Source organism: Georgenia wangjunii (assembly GCF_036421975.1).
GTDB lineage: Bacteria > Actinomycetota > Actinomycetes > Actinomycetales > Actinomycetaceae > Georgenia_A > Georgenia_A wangjunii.
The window spans coordinates 852,329-868,210 of the sequence record NZ_JAZGON010000001.1 but is presented as its reverse complement, the minus strand read 5'-3'; the positions used below and the strand labels follow the sequence as shown (position 1 = coordinate 868,210).

Below are 15,882 nucleotides of genomic sequence, written 5' to 3'. Positions count from 1 at the left end.
AGTCAACTTCGACACCGGCAGCCCAGCGGTCCTCGAAGTACTCCACGACAACCTCGTGCGGGCCGTCCTCGAGTTCCAACTGCCCGGTGTGGATTACCGACCGGCTACCAAGCGCCCACTTGTCAATCACGGCAACGCCGTCCACCAGCACCCGGACCCCGTCGTCAGCACGCGCTTGGAACTCATACGTCCCAGCGCCCCCATTAAGGGTCGCGGTCCAACGGACCGAGAAGTGGTCAGTGCCCACCCCCTCGGGCCCACCGTTACCCCAGTCCTCGCTGATCTCGTCCACGCACTCCCGCAAGAGCACCGGACCCGCGAGCTTCGCACCACCGAAGTACTCCGCCGCCCACAGTCCCGGCGCGCACACCTGAGGCTCGTCAGGCTCATCCATCTTGAACCAGTCAACTTCGACACCGGCAGCCCAGCGGTCCTCGAAGTACTCCACGACAACCTCGTGCGGGCCGTCCTCGAGTTCCAACTGCCCGGTGTGGATTACCGACCGGCTACCAAGCGCCCACTTGTCAATCACGGCAACGCCGTCCACCAGCACCCGCACCCCGTCGTCGGCGCGCGCCTGGAACCCGTACGTACCCGCACCGTTGTCGATTGTCGTGGTCCAGCGAAGGGAGAAGTGGTCTGTGCCCAAGCCCTCCGGGCCAGCACTCCCCCAATCTTCGCTGATCTCGTCCACGCACTCGGTCCGGACGGGGTCACCGATGAGCTGGGTCCCGGTGAAGTACTCCACCGACCACTGACCCGGCGCACACACCTGCGGGCCCGTCGGGGTCTCCACGGTGACCTGCTCAGCCGCCGCGGTGGAACCGCCGTCGCCCACCGCGACAACGATGTAATGGTAGGTCGTGTCGGGCTCGACGTTCTCGTCGACGAACGCGGTCTCCGTGATCGGCGTGGCGCCGTTCAGAGGCTCACCGACAGCCTCGGCGGGAGCACCGATGCCGCGGTAGAGGTTGTATCCGGTCGCGCCCTCAGACGCGTCCCACCGCAGCGCGACAGCGCCGTCGGCGCGGACCGTACCGGCGAAGTCCTCGGGCGCCGCCGGCGCCTCGGGCACGTCAGCCGGCACGACGATCTCGAGCGCCTCGGAGGCAGCGGACGCGCCGGCCTCGTTCACGGCGACGATCGCGTAGTAGTAGGTCGTGCCCGCCTCGGCGGACTCGTCGACGTACTCGGCGTCGGTGACCGTGGCGAGGGGCGCACCCTCGGTGCTCACCTCGGAGTCGGTGGAGCGGTACACGTCGTAGCTCGTGGCACCCTCGGTCGCGTCCCAGGTGAGCGCGACGCCCGCCTCAGTGATGTTCCCGTCGAGGTTCGCGGGCACAGCCGGAGCGGCAGGAGCCTCGGGCACGTCCACCGCGACGGACTCGGACAGCTCCGAGGAGCCGCCCTCGTTCACCGCGACGACGGCGTAGTAGTAGGTGTTGCCCGCCTCGACCGTCGCGTCCACGTACTCCGCGCCCGTGACGGGCTCGGAGTTCAGCGGGCTCGCGTCGGCCAGGCCGGCCTCGTCAGCGGCGCGCAGGACGTTGTAGCTCGTGGCGCCCTCGCTGCTGGTCCACTCGATGAGCGCACCAGAAGCGTTGTGCGTGGCGACGACATCAGTCGGCGCCGCGGGGGCCACGACGGCCTCCTCCTCGGCGTAGATCTCGACGTAGGCGAGCTTGGTGTTGTCGCCGCCGGTCTGGTCGATCGTGAGCGTGCCGTCGGTGACCTCCACGGTGCCCACGGCCTCGTCGTACTCGCGGGCCGCGTTGGGCACGAAGCCGTCGATGAGGGTCACACCCTCGGCGTTGATCACGTTGACGCTGTCGTACCCGCCGGTGGCGTACTCCCCAGCGTCACCGACGGCGGCCACGACGGTGTACATCCCGTTGTCCAGGTCGTACTCCCACACGCCGTCCACGGTGCTGTTGACGTGCTGCATGTGGATGATCGTGGCGAGGCGCAGGTCCGGGTTCACCCCGGCGGCAGTGCGCTCACGCGTCACGGTGGAGAGGTTCAGGGGGGCGCCGTCGGCGGCGCTGATCCAGCCGAAGCCGCGGTCGGCGTCGTAGGGCAGGCCGGTGTCGGCGCTGAAGCCCTCGGGGGTCGTGGTCTCGACCGTCTGGAAGTTGATCTTCTCGACGACCTCGGCGTCGACGCCGGGGATGGTGGTCTCGGCCGTGATGGCATCGGAGGGGTTTCCTGCCGCGTCGACCGCGACGACGGCGTAGTGGTAGTTCGCGCCGATGAAGGTGGTCCCGTCGGTGAACTCCGCGGTCGTCAGCGGCGCGGAGCCTGCGATGCCGGCGCCCGTCGTGGCGACGGGGCTCTCGGTCCCGCGGTAGACGCGGTAACCGACGACGTCGGACTCCGCTGCGGCCTGGTCCCAGCTCAGCGTGACGCCCGAGGGGCTAGCCGCCGCCTCGAGACCGGTCGGAGCATCGGGCCCTGTGGTGTCGATCTCCGCGACGGCGAAGCTCTCGAACGAGTACGCCGCGGCGCTCGCGACCGCCATGTTGCGCTTGGTCGTGAAGATGCCGGCGAAGGACGACACGTCGGGGATCTGCTCGGTCACGAGGCTGCCGTCGGCAAAGCTCGCCGGCAGGGCGAGCGTCCCGACGGGCAGGACCGCGCCGGAGCCGATCTGGTACGAGGCCGTCATCGTGCCCGCGGCGCTGTTGACGTCGAGCGTGAGCGTGACGGGCGCGGCGCTGAGCGCGGCCTGCGTCGTCGAGATCGTCACCTGGTCGTTCGTCGGCACGGTGGTGTCGGTGGCACCGGCGATCTCACGCGAGAGCTGGATCTGGCGGGAGTCCTTGGTGGTCGTCGCGTTCCCGTTTCCGATGACGGCGAGCTTGACGTAGTTGTCGTCGTCTGGGCCGAACCACAGGCCAGCTTGGGCCGAGCTGTGCACATCCGCCGGACTGAGGAGCGTCGTCGTCAGACGCACGCCCGTCTCGGTGGCGTCGACGCCCACCCCAAGTGTGTTGTCCTGCTTGTTGATGTCACCCGACACGCCGGAGCCCGGCTTGGAGTAGGCGATGCCCTTGGTGGCCGTGATCGTGAGGTTCCCGTTCGCCACCTCGAGGTTGCCCGGCACGTAGTACGCCGGGTCCGCGCTCGAGGGCTGCACCATCGTGAAGCCGGTGTCGATGTCCGCCGCGGAGTGCAGACCGCCCTCGGTGCCGTCGAAGGTGAGCGCGATCTCGTTGCCCGGCGCGGCGAGCTCGGCCGCTGGCAGCGGGGAGTACGGCGACGTCTCCCACTGCGTCGCGTCCGCCGGCACGTCGGCCACGGGGATCGCCGCCGCCGGCACGGCCAGGACGGACATCGTGGCGACCAGCGCGAAGGCCGCCGTGGCAGCAGTGCCGGCTCGCCTCATCGCCGCTCTGGGCCGGCTCGGACGGGGGGCAGGTTGACGGGGCATAGCCGTTCCTCTCGGGTGAAGCTCATGGCTGTTGGGTTGGCCGGCGCTCGGGCGCGGAGCGCGCCGACCCGGCAGACGGAAGAGCGTGCGGAAGATGCGAGAGGGTGGGAACTGGTCAGCACCGCTCACTGCGGATGCTCGGTCGTCATCACTCGCGTGCATGTGGAGTTCCCGTCTCTGGTCGTACCGGCATGGCGCACCGGATGCGAACCGCCCCCCGGTCTCAGCGCGTCGTTGCGCTGACCCCTAGGAGAGCACTCAGCGATCCACTCCTGGAACATGCAAAGGGATGAGGTATGGACGAACGTCGAGGCTCGGCAGGGTGAGTAGTGGGGGTGAGGTGAGGGTGAGCCGACTGATCAACATGGCGCTCCACCTGCGGCGATCTCTCGCCCGCGGCAGCGGCAGGGTGAGTCGCCGCCCCGGCTGCCAGGAGGAAGTCAGACCAGACGTCGAGCCGGCCGCCAGTGCGCGCGCCCGTGCCCGGCGTCAGGGCGGAGCGTCCGAGCGCAGCGTCAGAGCCCTAGCGTCCGAGCGCGTCAGAGCCCGGGCCACGGGTTCGGCTGACAGCCCTCGAGCCGGAGGGTCTGCTGAAGCATGATCGGCGCCGGCTCGCCCGGCACCTGGCAGCTCTCGTGCGGGTGCCCGAGGACGTGACCCACCTCGTGGTTGACGAGGTACTCGCGGTACTGGGCCACGGTGCCCCCGCCGGCGAGGAACGGCTCGGCGCCGACCGCCCAGTTGCGGGCGTTGAGCACGGCGAAGCCGACGCGCCCGCACGAGACGCGCCCCTGCGTGTCCACGGGGTAGCACAGGCGGTCGGTGGTGGCGGGCGAGGCGAGGGTGACGTCGATGTCTGCCTCACCGTCGGTGCGCGCGAACGCCACCGAGCCGTCGTGGCCCCAGCCGCGCGGGTCGTTGAGCGTGGCGAGGACGGCGTCGGCGAAGACCGCACCGTCGATCCCGAGCCCTTCCTCGATCTCGACGCGGACACTGAGGATGCGCGCCGCCTCGTGGGGCGCCGGCACGGAGCCGGCGACGGTCCGTAGCCGCCCGCCGCCGTCGACGGGGATCTCCGTGCTCCACAGCCCACCGTTCTCCGCGACGAACGTGGGCTCGACCTTGGGTGGGACGTCCGCCGGGCGGCGACCGCCGTCGCCGGGCGCCGTCGTGCCCGGCGCGGGCACACCGGGCGGGGTACCGTCCGGCTCGGAGGTGCCCGGCTCTGCCGCGCCGGGAGCGGCGGCGCGCGTCGACGGGACCGGGGCCGGGACGGGCTCCTGCGCGGTCGGGACGGCGCCCTCCTGCGAGGCGTCCCCACCGACCCACCCTGGTCCGAGGACGAGCGCGAGAGCCGCCAGGGGGACGCCGACCGCGACGGCCGCTCGTCGGCCCTTGCTCACCATGGCACTCCCCCGGATCGTGCCGATCATAGGAGCGTCCCGCCCATGGACCGAAACCGGCGGCCTGCGCTCAGGAGGGCTGCGACCCCTGCTCAGCGATCTTCGCCCGCACCTCGTCCATGTCGAGCCCGCGGACGGCGCCGACGAGCTCCTCGAGGGCGGGGCCGGGCAGCGCGCCGGCCTGGGAGAAGACGAGGATTCCCTCGCGGAACGCCATGAGGGTCGGGATCGCCGTGATTCCGGCCTCGGCGGCGAGCTGCTGCTCGGCCTCCGTGTCCACCTTGGCGAAGACGATGTCCGTGTGCTTCTCCGAGGCCTTCTCGTACACCGGCGCGAACTTCTTGCACGGCCCGCACCAGTCGGCCCAGAAGTCCACGAGGACGATGTCGTTGTCGGTCACGGTCTGCTCGAACGTGCCGGTGGTCGCGTCGAGGGTCGCCATGGCCCTCCTCCTTGTGTCGTCGCTGTCGCGTTGCTCTGTCGACGTCCAGCCTCGCACCATTTGGTCCGGTTGTCGGCTCACGGACATACGCTGAGGCGATGACGAGGGCAGTTCGGGGCAGATCCGCGCGGCGCGGTGGACGGACCCCGTGGCCGCCCGCCGACTGGGAGCTGCGCTTCCGGGCCGCGCAGGTCGACCTGCCCGACTGGGCGGAGGACGCACCGGACCGCGCGTGCGTCGTCGCGTCCGCCCACGGCGTCCTCCAGGTGCACTCGTGGGACGTCGCCACGGGCCGGCTCGTCCAGGCGACGGACCGCCCGGCGGGCACCACCCTGGCCACGATCGACCCGGCCGGGCAGTGGTTGTGGTGGTTCGACGACACCGACGGCGACGAGTACGGCGTGTGGCGGCGCCAGCCATTCGCCTCCCCGCCGAGCCGGCGGCCGGAGACGCCGATCGCGCTGCCCGCCTCCTACCCCTCGGGCCTCCTCCTCGCCCGCGACGGCACCGGCGTCATCGGGCGCAGCGACGAGGGGTACGGCACGACGATCCACCAGGTCGTCATCGGTCCCGTCGCCGCGGGCACGGACGCGCCGGTCCTGCTCTACACGAGCGAGCACGACGCCGAGGCGGCCGCCCTCAGCCACGACGGCAACCTCGTCGCCGTCGAGCACTCCGAGCGGGGCGACGCCCGCCACCCCGCCCTCCGCGTCCTGCTGGCGGACACCGGGACGGTCCTCGCCGACCTCGACGACGGCCCGGGCAGCGGCCTGTGGGCGCTCGACTTCGCGCCGATCGACGGGGACCCCCGCCTGCTCGTCCTGCACGAGCGGGGCGGGCACCCCGCGCTGGCCGTGTGGGACCTGCGGGCGCGCGTCCGCCAGGACATCGACCTCGGCCTGCCCGGGGAGGTCGCGGACGCCGCGTGGTACCCCGACGCCCGCGGCATCCTCGTCGCCGTCGACCACGACGCCCGCACGCGCCTCGTCCGCTACGACGTCACCTCCGGGCAGACGACGCCCGTCGGGCCCACGGACGGCACCGTCGCGCAGGCGTGCCCCCGGCCCGACGGCGACGCGTGGGTGCGCTGGTCCTCGGCCGCCGTCCCGCGCTCCGTGCGCTCGGCGCGGACCGGTCGCGAGCTCCTCCCGTCCATGGGCGCGCGGCCGGCCCCGTCGGTGCCCGTCGAGGACGTCTGGGTGGACGGGCCCGGCGGGCGTGTCCACGCCCTCCTGCGCCTGCCCCCGCCGGCGGCCCGGCGCGGGCAGGAGGGCCCGTACCCCGTCGTCGTCGACGTCCACGGCGGCCCCGAGGACCACCGGACCGACTCCTTCTCCCCCTCCCTCGCCGCGTGGGTCGACCACGGCTTCGCCGTGCTCAGCGTCAACTACCGCGGGTCCACCGGGTACGGCAGCGCGTGGCGGGACGCGATCGAGCGCCGGGTGGGCTTCACCGAGCTGGAGGACATCGCCGCGGTCCACGAGCATCTCGTCCGGGCCGGCGTCCTCGACCCGGCGCGGTCCGTCCTCGCGGGTGCCTCGTGGGGCGGCTACCTCACGCTCCTCGGCCTGGGCACCCAGCCCGAGCGGTGGACGGTCGGCGTGGCCGACGTCCCCGTTGCCGACTACGTCGCGGCCTACGAGGACGAGATGTCCGGGCTGCAGGCCTTCGACCGCGCGCTCTTCGGCGGTTCCCCCAGCGAGGTGCCGGACGCCTACCGCGCCGCGAGCCCCGTCACGTACGTCGACGCCGTGCGGGCGCCCGTCCTCGTCCTCGCCGGGACGCAGGACCCGCGCTGCCCCATCCGCCAGGTCGAGCGGTACGTCGGTGCCCTGCGCCGGATGGGCGGCACCGTCGAGCTCCGCACGTTCGGTGCCGGCCACGGCTCGTACGCCGACGACGAGCGGGTCGGGCAGATGCGCGCCCAGATCGAGTTCGTCCTCAGCCACCTGTGAGCGCGAGCGGTACTGTCGGCGGGGCTTGAGGCGCCTGTCGGGCGCGAGCGGGAGAGGACCTATGTCGCTGACGGTTGCGGTGGGGCAGTTCGCCCCCACGGAGGACAAGGGCGCCAACCTGCGCGCCATCGAGGAGCTCCTCCAGGCGGCGACGGCGCGCGGCGCGCGCCTCGTCGTCCTCCCGGAGTTCGCGGTCTTCACCGCCTCCGCAATGGACGACCGGTTCGTCGACAGCGCGGAGCCGCTCGACGGTCCCACGGTCGCCCGCCTCGCGGCCCTGTCCGCCCAGCTCGGTGTCACGCTCGTCGCCGGCGTCAACGAGCCCGCTGGTGACGGTCGCATCCACAACGCCCTCGTGGGCGTCCAGGACGGCGAGGTGCGGGCCGTCTACCGCAAGGTCCACCTCTACGACGCGTTCGGCTACCGGGAGTCGGACCGGGTGGTCGCCGCCGACCCCGTCGCACCCGCCCTGCTCGACGTCGACGGCTTCACGGTGGGCCTGCAGACCTGCTACGACCTCCGCTTCCCCGAGGTCTCGCGCGCGCTCGTCGACGGCGGCGCGGACGTTCTCGCGGTCCCGGCGGCGTGGGTGCCCGGCCCGCTCAAGGAGTACCACTGGGGCACGCTGCTGCGCGCCCGCGCGATCGAGAACACGGTCTACGTCCTCGCCGCCGACCAGACGGGGCCGACGGGCGTCGGCGGCAGCGTCGTGCTCGACCCCATGGGCGTCGCCCTGGCGGCGCTCGGCGAGGCGCCCGGTGCCGCCGTCGCGAACCTCGAGCGGTCCCGCCTCGAGCGCGTCCGCCAGGTCAACCCCGCGCTCGGCCTGCGGCGCTACCGCGTCGTGCCGCGCGAGGCGTAGCGGCCCGTCGGGCGGTGCTCACTCGGCCGGGATGATGACGCCCTGGTACTCGTCCGCGATGAACTGCGCCATCTCGTCCGAGGTGAGCAGCTCGAAGAGGGTGACCACGCGCGGGTCCTCCGCGAGCTCCGCCGTCGTCGTCAGGACGTTGTAGTAGTCGCTGTCGTTGCCCTCGGCGAGGATCTGCTGGTCCTCGCTGAGGCCGGCCGGCAGGGCGAACGCGGCGGTGACGATCGCGGCGTCCTGGTCGTCGACAGCCTGCGGGAGGGTCGCGTTCTCGATCTCGACGAAGGTGATGTTCCGCGGGTTGGCGGTGATGTCGTTGATCGTGATCGGCTCGTCGGTCACCTCGATGAGACCCTCGGCGGCGAGGAGCTTGAGCGCGCGGCCCTCGTTCGTCGGGTCGTTGGGGATGGCGACCGAGGCGCCGTCGGGCAGGTCCTCGAGGCTGTCGTAGTCGTTGGAGTACAGGCCCATCCGGGGCAGGTAGACCTCGCCGACCGAGACGAGGTCCTCGCCGCTCGCCTCGTTGTAGGTCTCCATGAACGTCGTGTTCTGGAAGAGGTTGGCGTCGACGTCACCGTCGGTGAGCGCGGGGTTGGGGGTGTTGTAGTCGCTGAACTCGACGAACTCGACCGTGAGGCCCTCGGCGGGCGCGAGCTCCTCGGCGACGAACCGGAGCATGTCGCCGGCGGGGACGGCGAGCGCGCCCACCCGGATGGTGTCGGTCTCCGCCGCGGCGGTTCCGCCGTCGCCGTCCTCTGCCCCGCAGGCGGTGAGGGCGAGAGCGGTGACGACGGCGAGGGGCAGGGTGCGGGTGAGGCGCATGGTGATTCCTTCTAGCGGTGGGAGGCGCGTCGGGCGACGTAGTTCCCGAGGGACTGGAGGACCTGGACGATGAGGACGAGGAGCACGACGACGACGAGCATGTACTCGAGGCTGTAGCGCTGGTAGCCGTAACGGAAGGCGACGTCGCCGAGCCCGCCGCCGCCGACGGCGCCGACCATGGCGGAGTACCCGATGAGGCCGACGACGGTCGTCGACAGGCCGAGGGCGAGGGCTGGCACGGCCTCGGCGAGGAGCACCTTCGCCATGATCGTGCGCTTCGTGGCACCGAGGGAGACGGCGGCGTCGACGACGCCCCGGGGTACCTCGCGAATGGCAATCTCGACGAGGCGGGCGAAGAACGGGATCCCCGCGATCGTCAGCGGCACGATCGCGGCCGTCGGGCCGATGAAGGAGCCCACGACGAGCCGCGTGAACGGGATGAGCAGAATCATGAGGATGATGAACGGGATCGACCGGCCGACGTTGACGACGACGTCGAGCAACCGGTTGAGCACCCGGCCGAGGGTGCGCGAGCCGAAGGGCTTGGCGTAGAGGCCGCCCTCCTCGGTCGTGACGAGGAGGAGGCCGACCGCGATGCCGACGACGACGGTGATCGCCAGCGCGGCGAAGACCATGTAGAGGGTCTCCCACGTCGCCGCCGTCACCACCTCGACGAGCGTGGACCAGAAGTCCGGATCGTCGCGGTCGATCATCGGACCACCTCCACGAAGAGCCCCTGCGAGCGCAGGTACGTCAGCGCGGTCGCGACCTGGTCCGCGGTGCCGGGGAGCTCGAGGCGGGTCCGCCCCGTCTGGGTGCCGCCGTGGATCGTCTCGATCGCGGCGCCGAGGATGGCGACGTCGAGCCCGTGCTCGCGCGCGAGGCGGGCGATGACCGGCTCGGACGACGTCTGCCGCGTGAACGTGATGTCGACGATCCGCGTGCCGCGCTCGGGGGGTAGCTCCCCGAGCTGGAAGAGCTCCGCGGCCAGCCGTGAGCCCGGCGTGGTGAGCAGCTGCTCCATCCCGCCGTGCTCGATGATGCGGCCGTCCTCCATGAGTGCGGCCGAGTCGCAGATTCGCTTGATGACGTCCATCTCGTGGGTGATGAGGAGGACGGTGAGCCCCAGCTCGCGGCTGAGCCGGCGGATGAGGTCGAGGACGGACCGGGTGGTCTCCGGGTCGAGCGCGGAGGTGGCCTCGTCGGAGAGGAGCACGTTGGGGCTGTCGGCGAGCGCGCGGGCGATGCCGACCCGCTGCTTCTGGCCGCCGGAGAGCTGGGCGGGGTAGGCCCCGGCTCGGTCGGACAGGCCGACGAGGTCGAGGATCTCCGCGGCGCGGGCGCGGCGGTCGGCGCGACCGACGCCGGCGATCTCGAGGGCCAGCTCGACGTTGCCGAGGGCGGTGCGCGAGCTGAGGAGGTTGAAGTGCTGGAAGATCATGCCGGCGCTGCGGCGGGCCTCGCGCAGCTCACGGCCGCGCAGGTCGGAGATCGTGCGGCCATCGACGGTGACGGTGCCGGAGTCCGGCATCTCGAGCGCGTTGACCGCGCGGATGAGGGTCGACTTGCCCGCACCGGACTGGCCGACGATCCCGAAGATCTCGCCCGGCTCGACGTGGAGGGTCACATCGTCGAGCGCATGGACCTCGCCCTTGGGCGTGCGGAAGACCTTCGAGACGTCGACAAGGTCGATCAAGAGGGTCTCCTCGGGTTGGCGGGCACGAGCCAGGCCCGGGCGTGCGCGACGCTCGTCCGCGCAAGCCTCACCAGGGCGACGGGTGATTGTCCAGTTGCAGAGACGGCGATCTCACATACCGGATACCCCGAGCTGCGCGACGCGGCTCCAGTGCGTCAACCGCGGAGGCGGGCCAGGCCCCCTGCCGCGCGGTCCAGGACGGCGTCCTGCTTGACGAAGGTGAAGCGCACCCACGAGCGCAGTGCCTCCGCCGTCGGGGAGCCGGCAGCGCAGAACGCCGTGACGGGGATCCCCACGACGCCGGCGAGCTCGGGCAGCCGCCGGCACAGGTCGACGGCGTCGAGGAAGCCGAGCGGCCCGGCGTCCGCGACGACGAAGTATGTCCCGGCGGGGCGGACGGTGCCGAAGCCCGCTCCGTCGAGCGCCCCGAGGAGCAGGTCCCGGCGGGACTGGAGCGTGGCCGCCAGCCCGGAGACGTACTCCCCCGTGCGGCCGTCCTCGTCGGTGAGCGCCGCGGCGACGGCGTGCTGGAACGGCCCCGAGGCGACGTAGGTGAGGAACTGCTTGACGGTGCGGACGGCGGTGACGAGCTCGGCCGGGCCGTGGACCCAGCCGACCTTCCAGCCCGTGAAGGACAGCGACTTCCCGGCGGAGGAGATCGTCAGCGTGCGCCCCGCAGCGGCGGGCAGGGTGGCGAGCGGGACGTGCCGGACGCCGTCGTAGGTGAGGTGCTCGTACACCTCGTCGGTGACGAGAACGGCGTCCCGGGCGGCGGCGAGCTCGGCCAGGAGGGTGAGCTCGGCCGTGGTGAGCACCGTGCCGGTCGGGTTGTGCGGGGTGTTGACGAGGACGAGGCGGGTGCGGCCGGAGAAGGCCGAACGCACGTCGTCGGGGTCGAGGTGGAAGCCGTCCGGCCCGGGACGCAGCGCGATGGTGCGGTGGGTGGCGCCGGCCATGGCGATCGCGGCGGCGTAGGAGTCGTAGTACGGCTCGAGGGTGAGGACCTCGTCCCCCGGGCCGGCGAGGGCGAGGATCGTCGCGGCGAGCGCCTCGGTGGCCCCGGCGGTGACGAGCACCTCGGTGCCCGGGTCGACGGCGAGGCCGTAGTGGCGGCCCTGGTGGGCGGCGACCGCCTCGCGCAGCTCGGGGATGCCGCCGCCCGGCGGGTACTGGTTGTGGCCGGCGCGGATGGCAGCAACGGCGGCGTCCTTGAGGTGCTCGGGGCCGTCGACGTCCGGGAACCCCTGGCCGAGGTTGACGGCGCCCGTCCGGGCGGCGAGCTCGGACATCTCGGCGAAGATCGTCGGCGCGACGGCGCCCGACGGGGCGAGGAGCCCGGTCGCGCGGGCGACATCGATCCAGCGGTCACTGCGCATGCGACACATCCTCCCATCGGTGCGGCGTCGTGGACCGACCGTCCGCACCACGCCGTGAGCACCATCCTCCCGTCGTCTGCCGCCGCGAGCGCCGCGTTCGTGGCGTCACCTGCGCTCGGCGGTCTTCTCCTTCGCCCAGCTCTCCAGCCAGGCTCCCGCTGAGGGCAGCGGCTCGGGCCGGTCCAGCATGACGAGGCTGGTGAGGTCGAGGTTGTGGTGCTGACCGAAGGCGGCCAGCACCTCCGCACGGAAGCGCTCCGGGTGGTCACGCACCAGCAGCAGGATCCGGTCGCGAGAGCCCTTCTCCCGCGCCTCCCCGACCAGCCATCCGCCGGAGTACTCCGCCTCGAAGCGACCGGACAGCCCGCCGTGCTCGCCCGGCTCCTCCATGATGACCAGCGGCGCCTGCCCTGGCGGACTGACGACGGTCACGTCGTCCAGCTCCGACGTGGCGTGCTGGCGGCGCCGTCGCAGCTCCGCCTCGTCCAGCGCGGAGGTGAGGGGGTAGGCGGTCCACTCCCGGATGCTCGCGAAGGAGCCGAGCGAGGTCCTGGAGAAGGGCGCGCGGAGCGCTACCTGGAGGAACTGCTCCTGCAACGCCGTCGCGGCGTCGACCCGCAGGCCCCGGCGGCGTCCGCGAAGGATCACGAGGTGGTCCTGCGCGAGGGCGCCGACCCGGGACAGCTCCCTGGCGCCGAGGGCCAGCACGAACCCGAGCAGCACGAGACCGGCGGCGACGAGGTAGACGTCCCGGGCGAAGTCATCGTCGTAGGCCGGGAGCCAGAGGGCGAAGAGCACGGCTGCCCCGGCAGCGATCCAGAGGAGCACGGCCGGGACCTTGAGCCACCCGGCGAGCCCGGAGAACGGCTCGACGACGGGCAGCCCACGCGCCAGCTGACCTGGGCGCCGACCGGCCCAGCGGACCGCGTACCGCGCATCGGCCAGGGCGATGACGGGACGCATGAACGAGAGCAGCCAGCGGGCCAGCACCGCGGCTCCGAACGTGCCCACGATCGCGAGCACGACCGGACGCCCACCGTCACCCGTGACCTCTCCCAACGCCTCGAACGGGTCAGAGGCTGCGCCGTCCTCGCGCGAGGCGACCATGCCGAGCACGAACGCCGCCACGACCGTCACGACGAAGATAGCGCTCAGGATCCAGAACAACCGGGACAGCAGCGACGCGAGACGCTCGGCGCGGAGCCCGTCGGGGTGGTCGAGGCGCCGCGCCGCGAGGAACTCACGACCGTCCTGGACGCTCGCGCCTGTGCGGACCGGCCGGTTGGCGAGGAGCCCGTCGATGGCCGCGGTGCGGCTCGCCGCGCCCACCAGTCGGTCGACGTCCGTGGCACCGAGATACCGGCGGAGCCGGCCAGCAGCACGCCGCTGTTGGCGGTCGGACATCTCGCTCACGACCCTCATACGGATTCCTTCGCCGCCCGACCTGGTCGCTCGGCGCCGCGCACGGGCCGAGCCTGACATCGTGCAGCGGCGAGGACCGGCGCCCGCGCGGGCGGGCGCCGGTCCCCGGGCGCCGACGCGACTACGCGCGGACGAGCTTGGCGGCGAGGAGCTCGGCCACCTGGATGGCGTTGAGCGCCGCGCCCTTGCGCAGGTTGTCACCGCTGACGAAGAGCGCGAGCCCGCGCCCCTCCGGCACCGAGGCGTCCGTGCGGATGCGCCCGACGAAGCTCGGGTCCTTGCCGGCCGCGTGGAGCGGCGTCGGCACGTCGGCCAGCTCGACCCCCGGCGCGGCGGCGAGGAGCTCACGCGCCTGCTCAGGGCTGAGCGCCCGCTCGAACTCGGCGTTGATCGAGAGCGCGTGGCCGGTGAAGACCGGCACCCGCACGCACGTCCCGGCGACGGCGAGGCCGGGCAGGTCGAGGATCTTGCGGGACTCGTTGCGGAGCTTCTGCTCCTCGTCGGTCTCGCCCGAGCCGTCGTCGGCGTAGTTCCCGGCGAGCGCGATGACGTCGAACGCGATCGGCGCGACGTACGTCTGCGGTTCCGGGAGGGTGACGGCGGCGCCGTCGTGGACGAGCGCCGTCGTGTCCTGCTCGACCGCGGCACGCACCTGGGAGTCGAGCTCGCGGACCCCGGCCAGCCCCGAGCCCGAGACGGCCTGATAGGTCGAGACGATGAGCCGGCTCAGGCCTGCCGCGTCGTGGAGGACCTTGAGGACGGGCATGGCCGCCATCGTCGTGCAGTTGGGGTTGGCGACGATGCCCTTGGGGATCTCGTCGAGCGCCCCGGGGTTGACCTCGCTCACGACGAGCGGCACCTCGGGGTCCATCCGCCACGCGGAGGAGTTGTCGACGACGATGGCGCCGGCCTCGACGAAGCGCGGGGCGTGGCGGCGGGACGCCGAGCCCCCGGCGGAGAAGATGGCGATGTCGATGCCGGAGAGGTCCGCCGTCTCGACGTCCTCGACCGTGACCTCCTCGTCGCGCCACGGCAGGGTCGTGCCCGCCGAGCGCGCCGAGGAGAAGTAGCGCACCGACGCCGCGGGGAAGTCCCGCTCGACGAGCAGGCGGCGCATGACGGCGCCCACCTGCCCGGTCGCTCCGACCAGCGCGATGCGCAGGCCGGCCGCGTGCGTCTGCTGCTCACTCATCGTCCGCTCCCTCCGTAGACCACGGCCTCACCCTCGGCGGAGTCCAGCCCGAAGGCGGTGTGCACGGCGCGCACCGCCTCGTCCAGGTCCTCGATCCGGGTGACGACCGAGAGCCGGATCTCCGAGGTGGAGATCATCTCGATGTTGATGTTGGCGCCGAAGAGCGCTCCGAACAGCTTCGCCGAGACGCCCGGATGGGTCCGCATGCCCGCCCCGACGAGGGAGAGCTTGCCGATCTGGTCGTCGTAGCGCAGGTCGGTGTAGCCGAGCTCGTCGGCGGCCGCGCGCAGGGCGGCGAGAGTCGCGGGGCCGTCGGCCTCGGACAGCGTGAACGAGATGTCCGTGAGCCCCGTCGACTCCGAGGAGACGTTCTGGACGATCATGTCGATGTTGGCGCCGGCGCTGGCGACGACCTCGAAGAGCCGGGCCGCCGCGCCCGGGACGTCGGGGACGCCCAGCACGCTGATCTTGCCCTGGCTGCGGTCGTGCGCGACGCCGGAGATGAGGGGCGCTTCCATGGTGTCCTCCTGCGGCTCGTCACTCGTGTCGTCACTGATCCACGTGCCCTCCTTCGTCGAGAAGGAGGAGCGGACGTGGATGGGCACCCCGTAGCGGCGGGCGTACTCGACCGCTCGTAGGTGCAGGATCTTGGCGCCGTGCGCGGCCATCTCCAGCGTCTCCTCGCTCGTGATCGAGCGGATGCGCCGGGCGGTGGGCACGATGCGCGGGTCGGCGGTGAAGAGGCCGTCGACGTCGGTGTAGATCTCGCAGACGCTCGCGTCGAGCGCGGCCGCGAGGGCGACGGCGGTCGTGTCCGACCCGCCGCGACCGAGGGTGGTGACGTCCTGCTGCTCCGACACGCCCTGGAACCCGGCGACGATCGCGATGACCCCGTCCTGGAGCGCCCGGGCGATGCGTTCGGGCACGACTCCGACGATCGACGCCCGCCCGTGGACGGCGTCGGTGAGGACACCCGCCTGCTGGCCGGTGTAGGACTGCGCCGGCACTCCGAGGGCGCTGATCGCCATGGCGAGCACCGACATCGAGATGCGCTCGCCGGCCGTGAGGAGGATGTCGAGCTCGCGGGCCTCCGGGTCGTCCGTGACGGAGGCCGCCAGCTCGAGGAGCTCGTCGGTCGTGTCCCCCATGGCCGAGACCACGACGACGACGTCGTTGCCGGCGCGCTTCGTCTCGACGATCCGTTTGGCGACGCGCTGGATGCTGGCGGCATCGGCGACGGACGAACCGCCGAACTTCTGCACGACGAGGGGCACGA

General features: G+C 72.2%; 12 protein-coding genes. 2 read left to right on the top strand and 10 right to left on the bottom strand.

Annotated features, from left to right (window positions below; genetic code table 11):
- From V2J63_RS03870 to trxA, 3 genes are all read right to left on the bottom strand, one after another.
- Positions 1 to 3,334: PA14 domain-containing protein (locus tag V2J63_RS03870; protein ID WP_331229649.1), on the bottom strand; the 3,334-nt coding region annotated here is incomplete at its 3' end.
- 635 nt (positions 3,335 to 3,969) lie between these two features.
- Positions 3,970 to 4,863, bottom strand: a complete 894-nt coding sequence (locus V2J63_RS03865) for a DUF3152 domain-containing protein (RefSeq protein WP_331229648.1) — start codon at positions 4,861 to 4,863, stop codon at positions 3,970 to 3,972.
- 40 nt (positions 4,864 to 4,903) lie between these two features.
- Complete coding sequence (gene trxA / locus V2J63_RS03860; RefSeq protein ID WP_331229647.1) at positions 4,904 to 5,275, bottom strand: thioredoxin; 372 nt, start codon at positions 5,273 to 5,275, stop codon at positions 4,904 to 4,906.
- Positions 5,276 to 5,373: 98 nt separating this feature from the next.
- Here trxA and V2J63_RS03855 point away from each other — a divergent pair, with 98 nt between their 5' ends.
- Positions 5,374 to 7,230 carry a prolyl oligopeptidase family serine peptidase gene (locus tag V2J63_RS03855; RefSeq protein ID WP_331229646.1) on the top strand — a complete coding sequence of 619 codons (1,857 nt, stop codon included), beginning with the start codon at positions 5,374 to 5,376 and terminating at the stop codon, positions 7,228 to 7,230.
- Between the two features lie 61 nt (positions 7,231 to 7,291).
- Positions 7,292 to 8,092 carry a carbon-nitrogen hydrolase family protein gene (locus V2J63_RS03850; RefSeq protein WP_331229645.1) on the top strand — a complete coding sequence of 267 codons (801 nt, stop codon included), beginning with the start codon at positions 7,292 to 7,294 and terminating at the stop codon, positions 8,090 to 8,092.
- Positions 8,093 to 8,110: 18 nt separating this feature from the next.
- Here V2J63_RS03850 and V2J63_RS03845 read toward each other — a convergent pair whose 3' ends face one another.
- The 7 genes from V2J63_RS03845 to V2J63_RS03815 form a co-directional block, all read right to left on the bottom strand.
- The gene (locus tag V2J63_RS03845) at positions 8,111 to 8,920 is read right to left on the bottom strand and encodes a MetQ/NlpA family ABC transporter substrate-binding protein (RefSeq protein WP_331229644.1); all 810 of its coding nucleotides are present in this window, start codon (positions 8,918 to 8,920) and stop codon (positions 8,111 to 8,113) included.
- Between the two features lie 11 nt (positions 8,921 to 8,931).
- On the bottom strand, positions 8,932 to 9,633 hold the full coding sequence (locus tag V2J63_RS03840) for a methionine ABC transporter permease (protein ID WP_331229643.1): 702 nt from the start codon (positions 9,631 to 9,633) through the stop codon (positions 8,932 to 8,934).
- Positions 9,630 to 10,616, bottom strand: coding sequence for a methionine ABC transporter ATP-binding protein (locus tag V2J63_RS03835; protein WP_331229642.1), 987 nt, complete (start codon positions 10,614 to 10,616; stop codon positions 9,630 to 9,632). The genes V2J63_RS03840 and V2J63_RS03835 overlap by 4 nt, the downstream gene beginning before the upstream one ends.
- Before the next feature lie 155 nt (positions 10,617 to 10,771).
- Positions 10,772 to 11,992: an aminotransferase class I/II-fold pyridoxal phosphate-dependent enzyme gene (locus V2J63_RS03830; protein WP_331229641.1), complete on the bottom strand. Its 1,221-nt coding sequence runs from the start codon at positions 11,990 to 11,992 to the stop codon at positions 10,772 to 10,774.
- A 105-nt stretch (positions 11,993 to 12,097) separates the two neighbouring features.
- Positions 12,098 to 13,414, bottom strand: coding sequence for a hypothetical protein (locus tag V2J63_RS03825; RefSeq protein ID WP_331229640.1), 1,317 nt, complete (start codon positions 13,412 to 13,414; stop codon positions 12,098 to 12,100).
- A 121-nt stretch (positions 13,415 to 13,535) separates the two neighbouring features.
- Complete coding sequence (locus tag V2J63_RS03820) at positions 13,536 to 14,606, bottom strand: aspartate-semialdehyde dehydrogenase (RefSeq protein WP_331229639.1); 1,071 nt, start codon at positions 14,604 to 14,606, stop codon at positions 13,536 to 13,538.
- Positions 14,603 to 15,880, bottom strand: coding sequence for an aspartate kinase (locus V2J63_RS03815; protein ID WP_331229638.1), 1,278 nt, complete (start codon positions 15,878 to 15,880; stop codon positions 14,603 to 14,605). The genes V2J63_RS03820 and V2J63_RS03815 overlap by 4 nt, the downstream gene beginning before the upstream one ends.
- Positions 15,881 to 15,882: the final 2 nt, after the last annotated feature.

Excerpts from the sequence above, each read along its gene's own strand:
- V2J63_RS03865 (WP_331229648.1), bottom strand. The coding sequence starts at position 4,863 with ATGATCGGCACGATCCGGGGGAGTGCCATGGTGAGCAAGGGCCGACGA.
- trxA (WP_331229647.1), bottom strand. The coding sequence starts at position 5,275 with ATGGCGACCCTCGACGCGACCACCGGCACGTTCGAGCAGACCGTGACC.
- V2J63_RS03855 (WP_331229646.1), top strand. The coding sequence starts at position 5,374 with ATGACGAGGGCAGTTCGGGGCAGATCCGCGCGGCGCGGTGGACGGACC.
- V2J63_RS03850 (WP_331229645.1), top strand. The coding sequence starts at position 7,292 with ATGTCGCTGACGGTTGCGGTGGGGCAGTTCGCCCCCACGGAGGACAAG.
- V2J63_RS03845 (WP_331229644.1), bottom strand. The coding sequence starts at position 8,920 with ATGCGCCTCACCCGCACCCTGCCCCTCGCCGTCGTCACCGCTCTCGCC.
- V2J63_RS03840 (WP_331229643.1), bottom strand. The coding sequence starts at position 9,633 with ATGATCGACCGCGACGATCCGGACTTCTGGTCCACGCTCGTCGAGGTG.
- V2J63_RS03830 (WP_331229641.1), bottom strand. The coding sequence starts at position 11,992 with ATGCGCAGTGACCGCTGGATCGATGTCGCCCGCGCGACCGGGCTCCTC.
- V2J63_RS03825 (WP_331229640.1), bottom strand. The coding sequence starts at position 13,414 with ATGAGGGTCGTGAGCGAGATGTCCGACCGCCAACAGCGGCGTGCTGCT.
- V2J63_RS03820 (WP_331229639.1), bottom strand. The coding sequence starts at position 14,606 with ATGAGTGAGCAGCAGACGCACGCGGCCGGCCTGCGCATCGCGCTGGTC.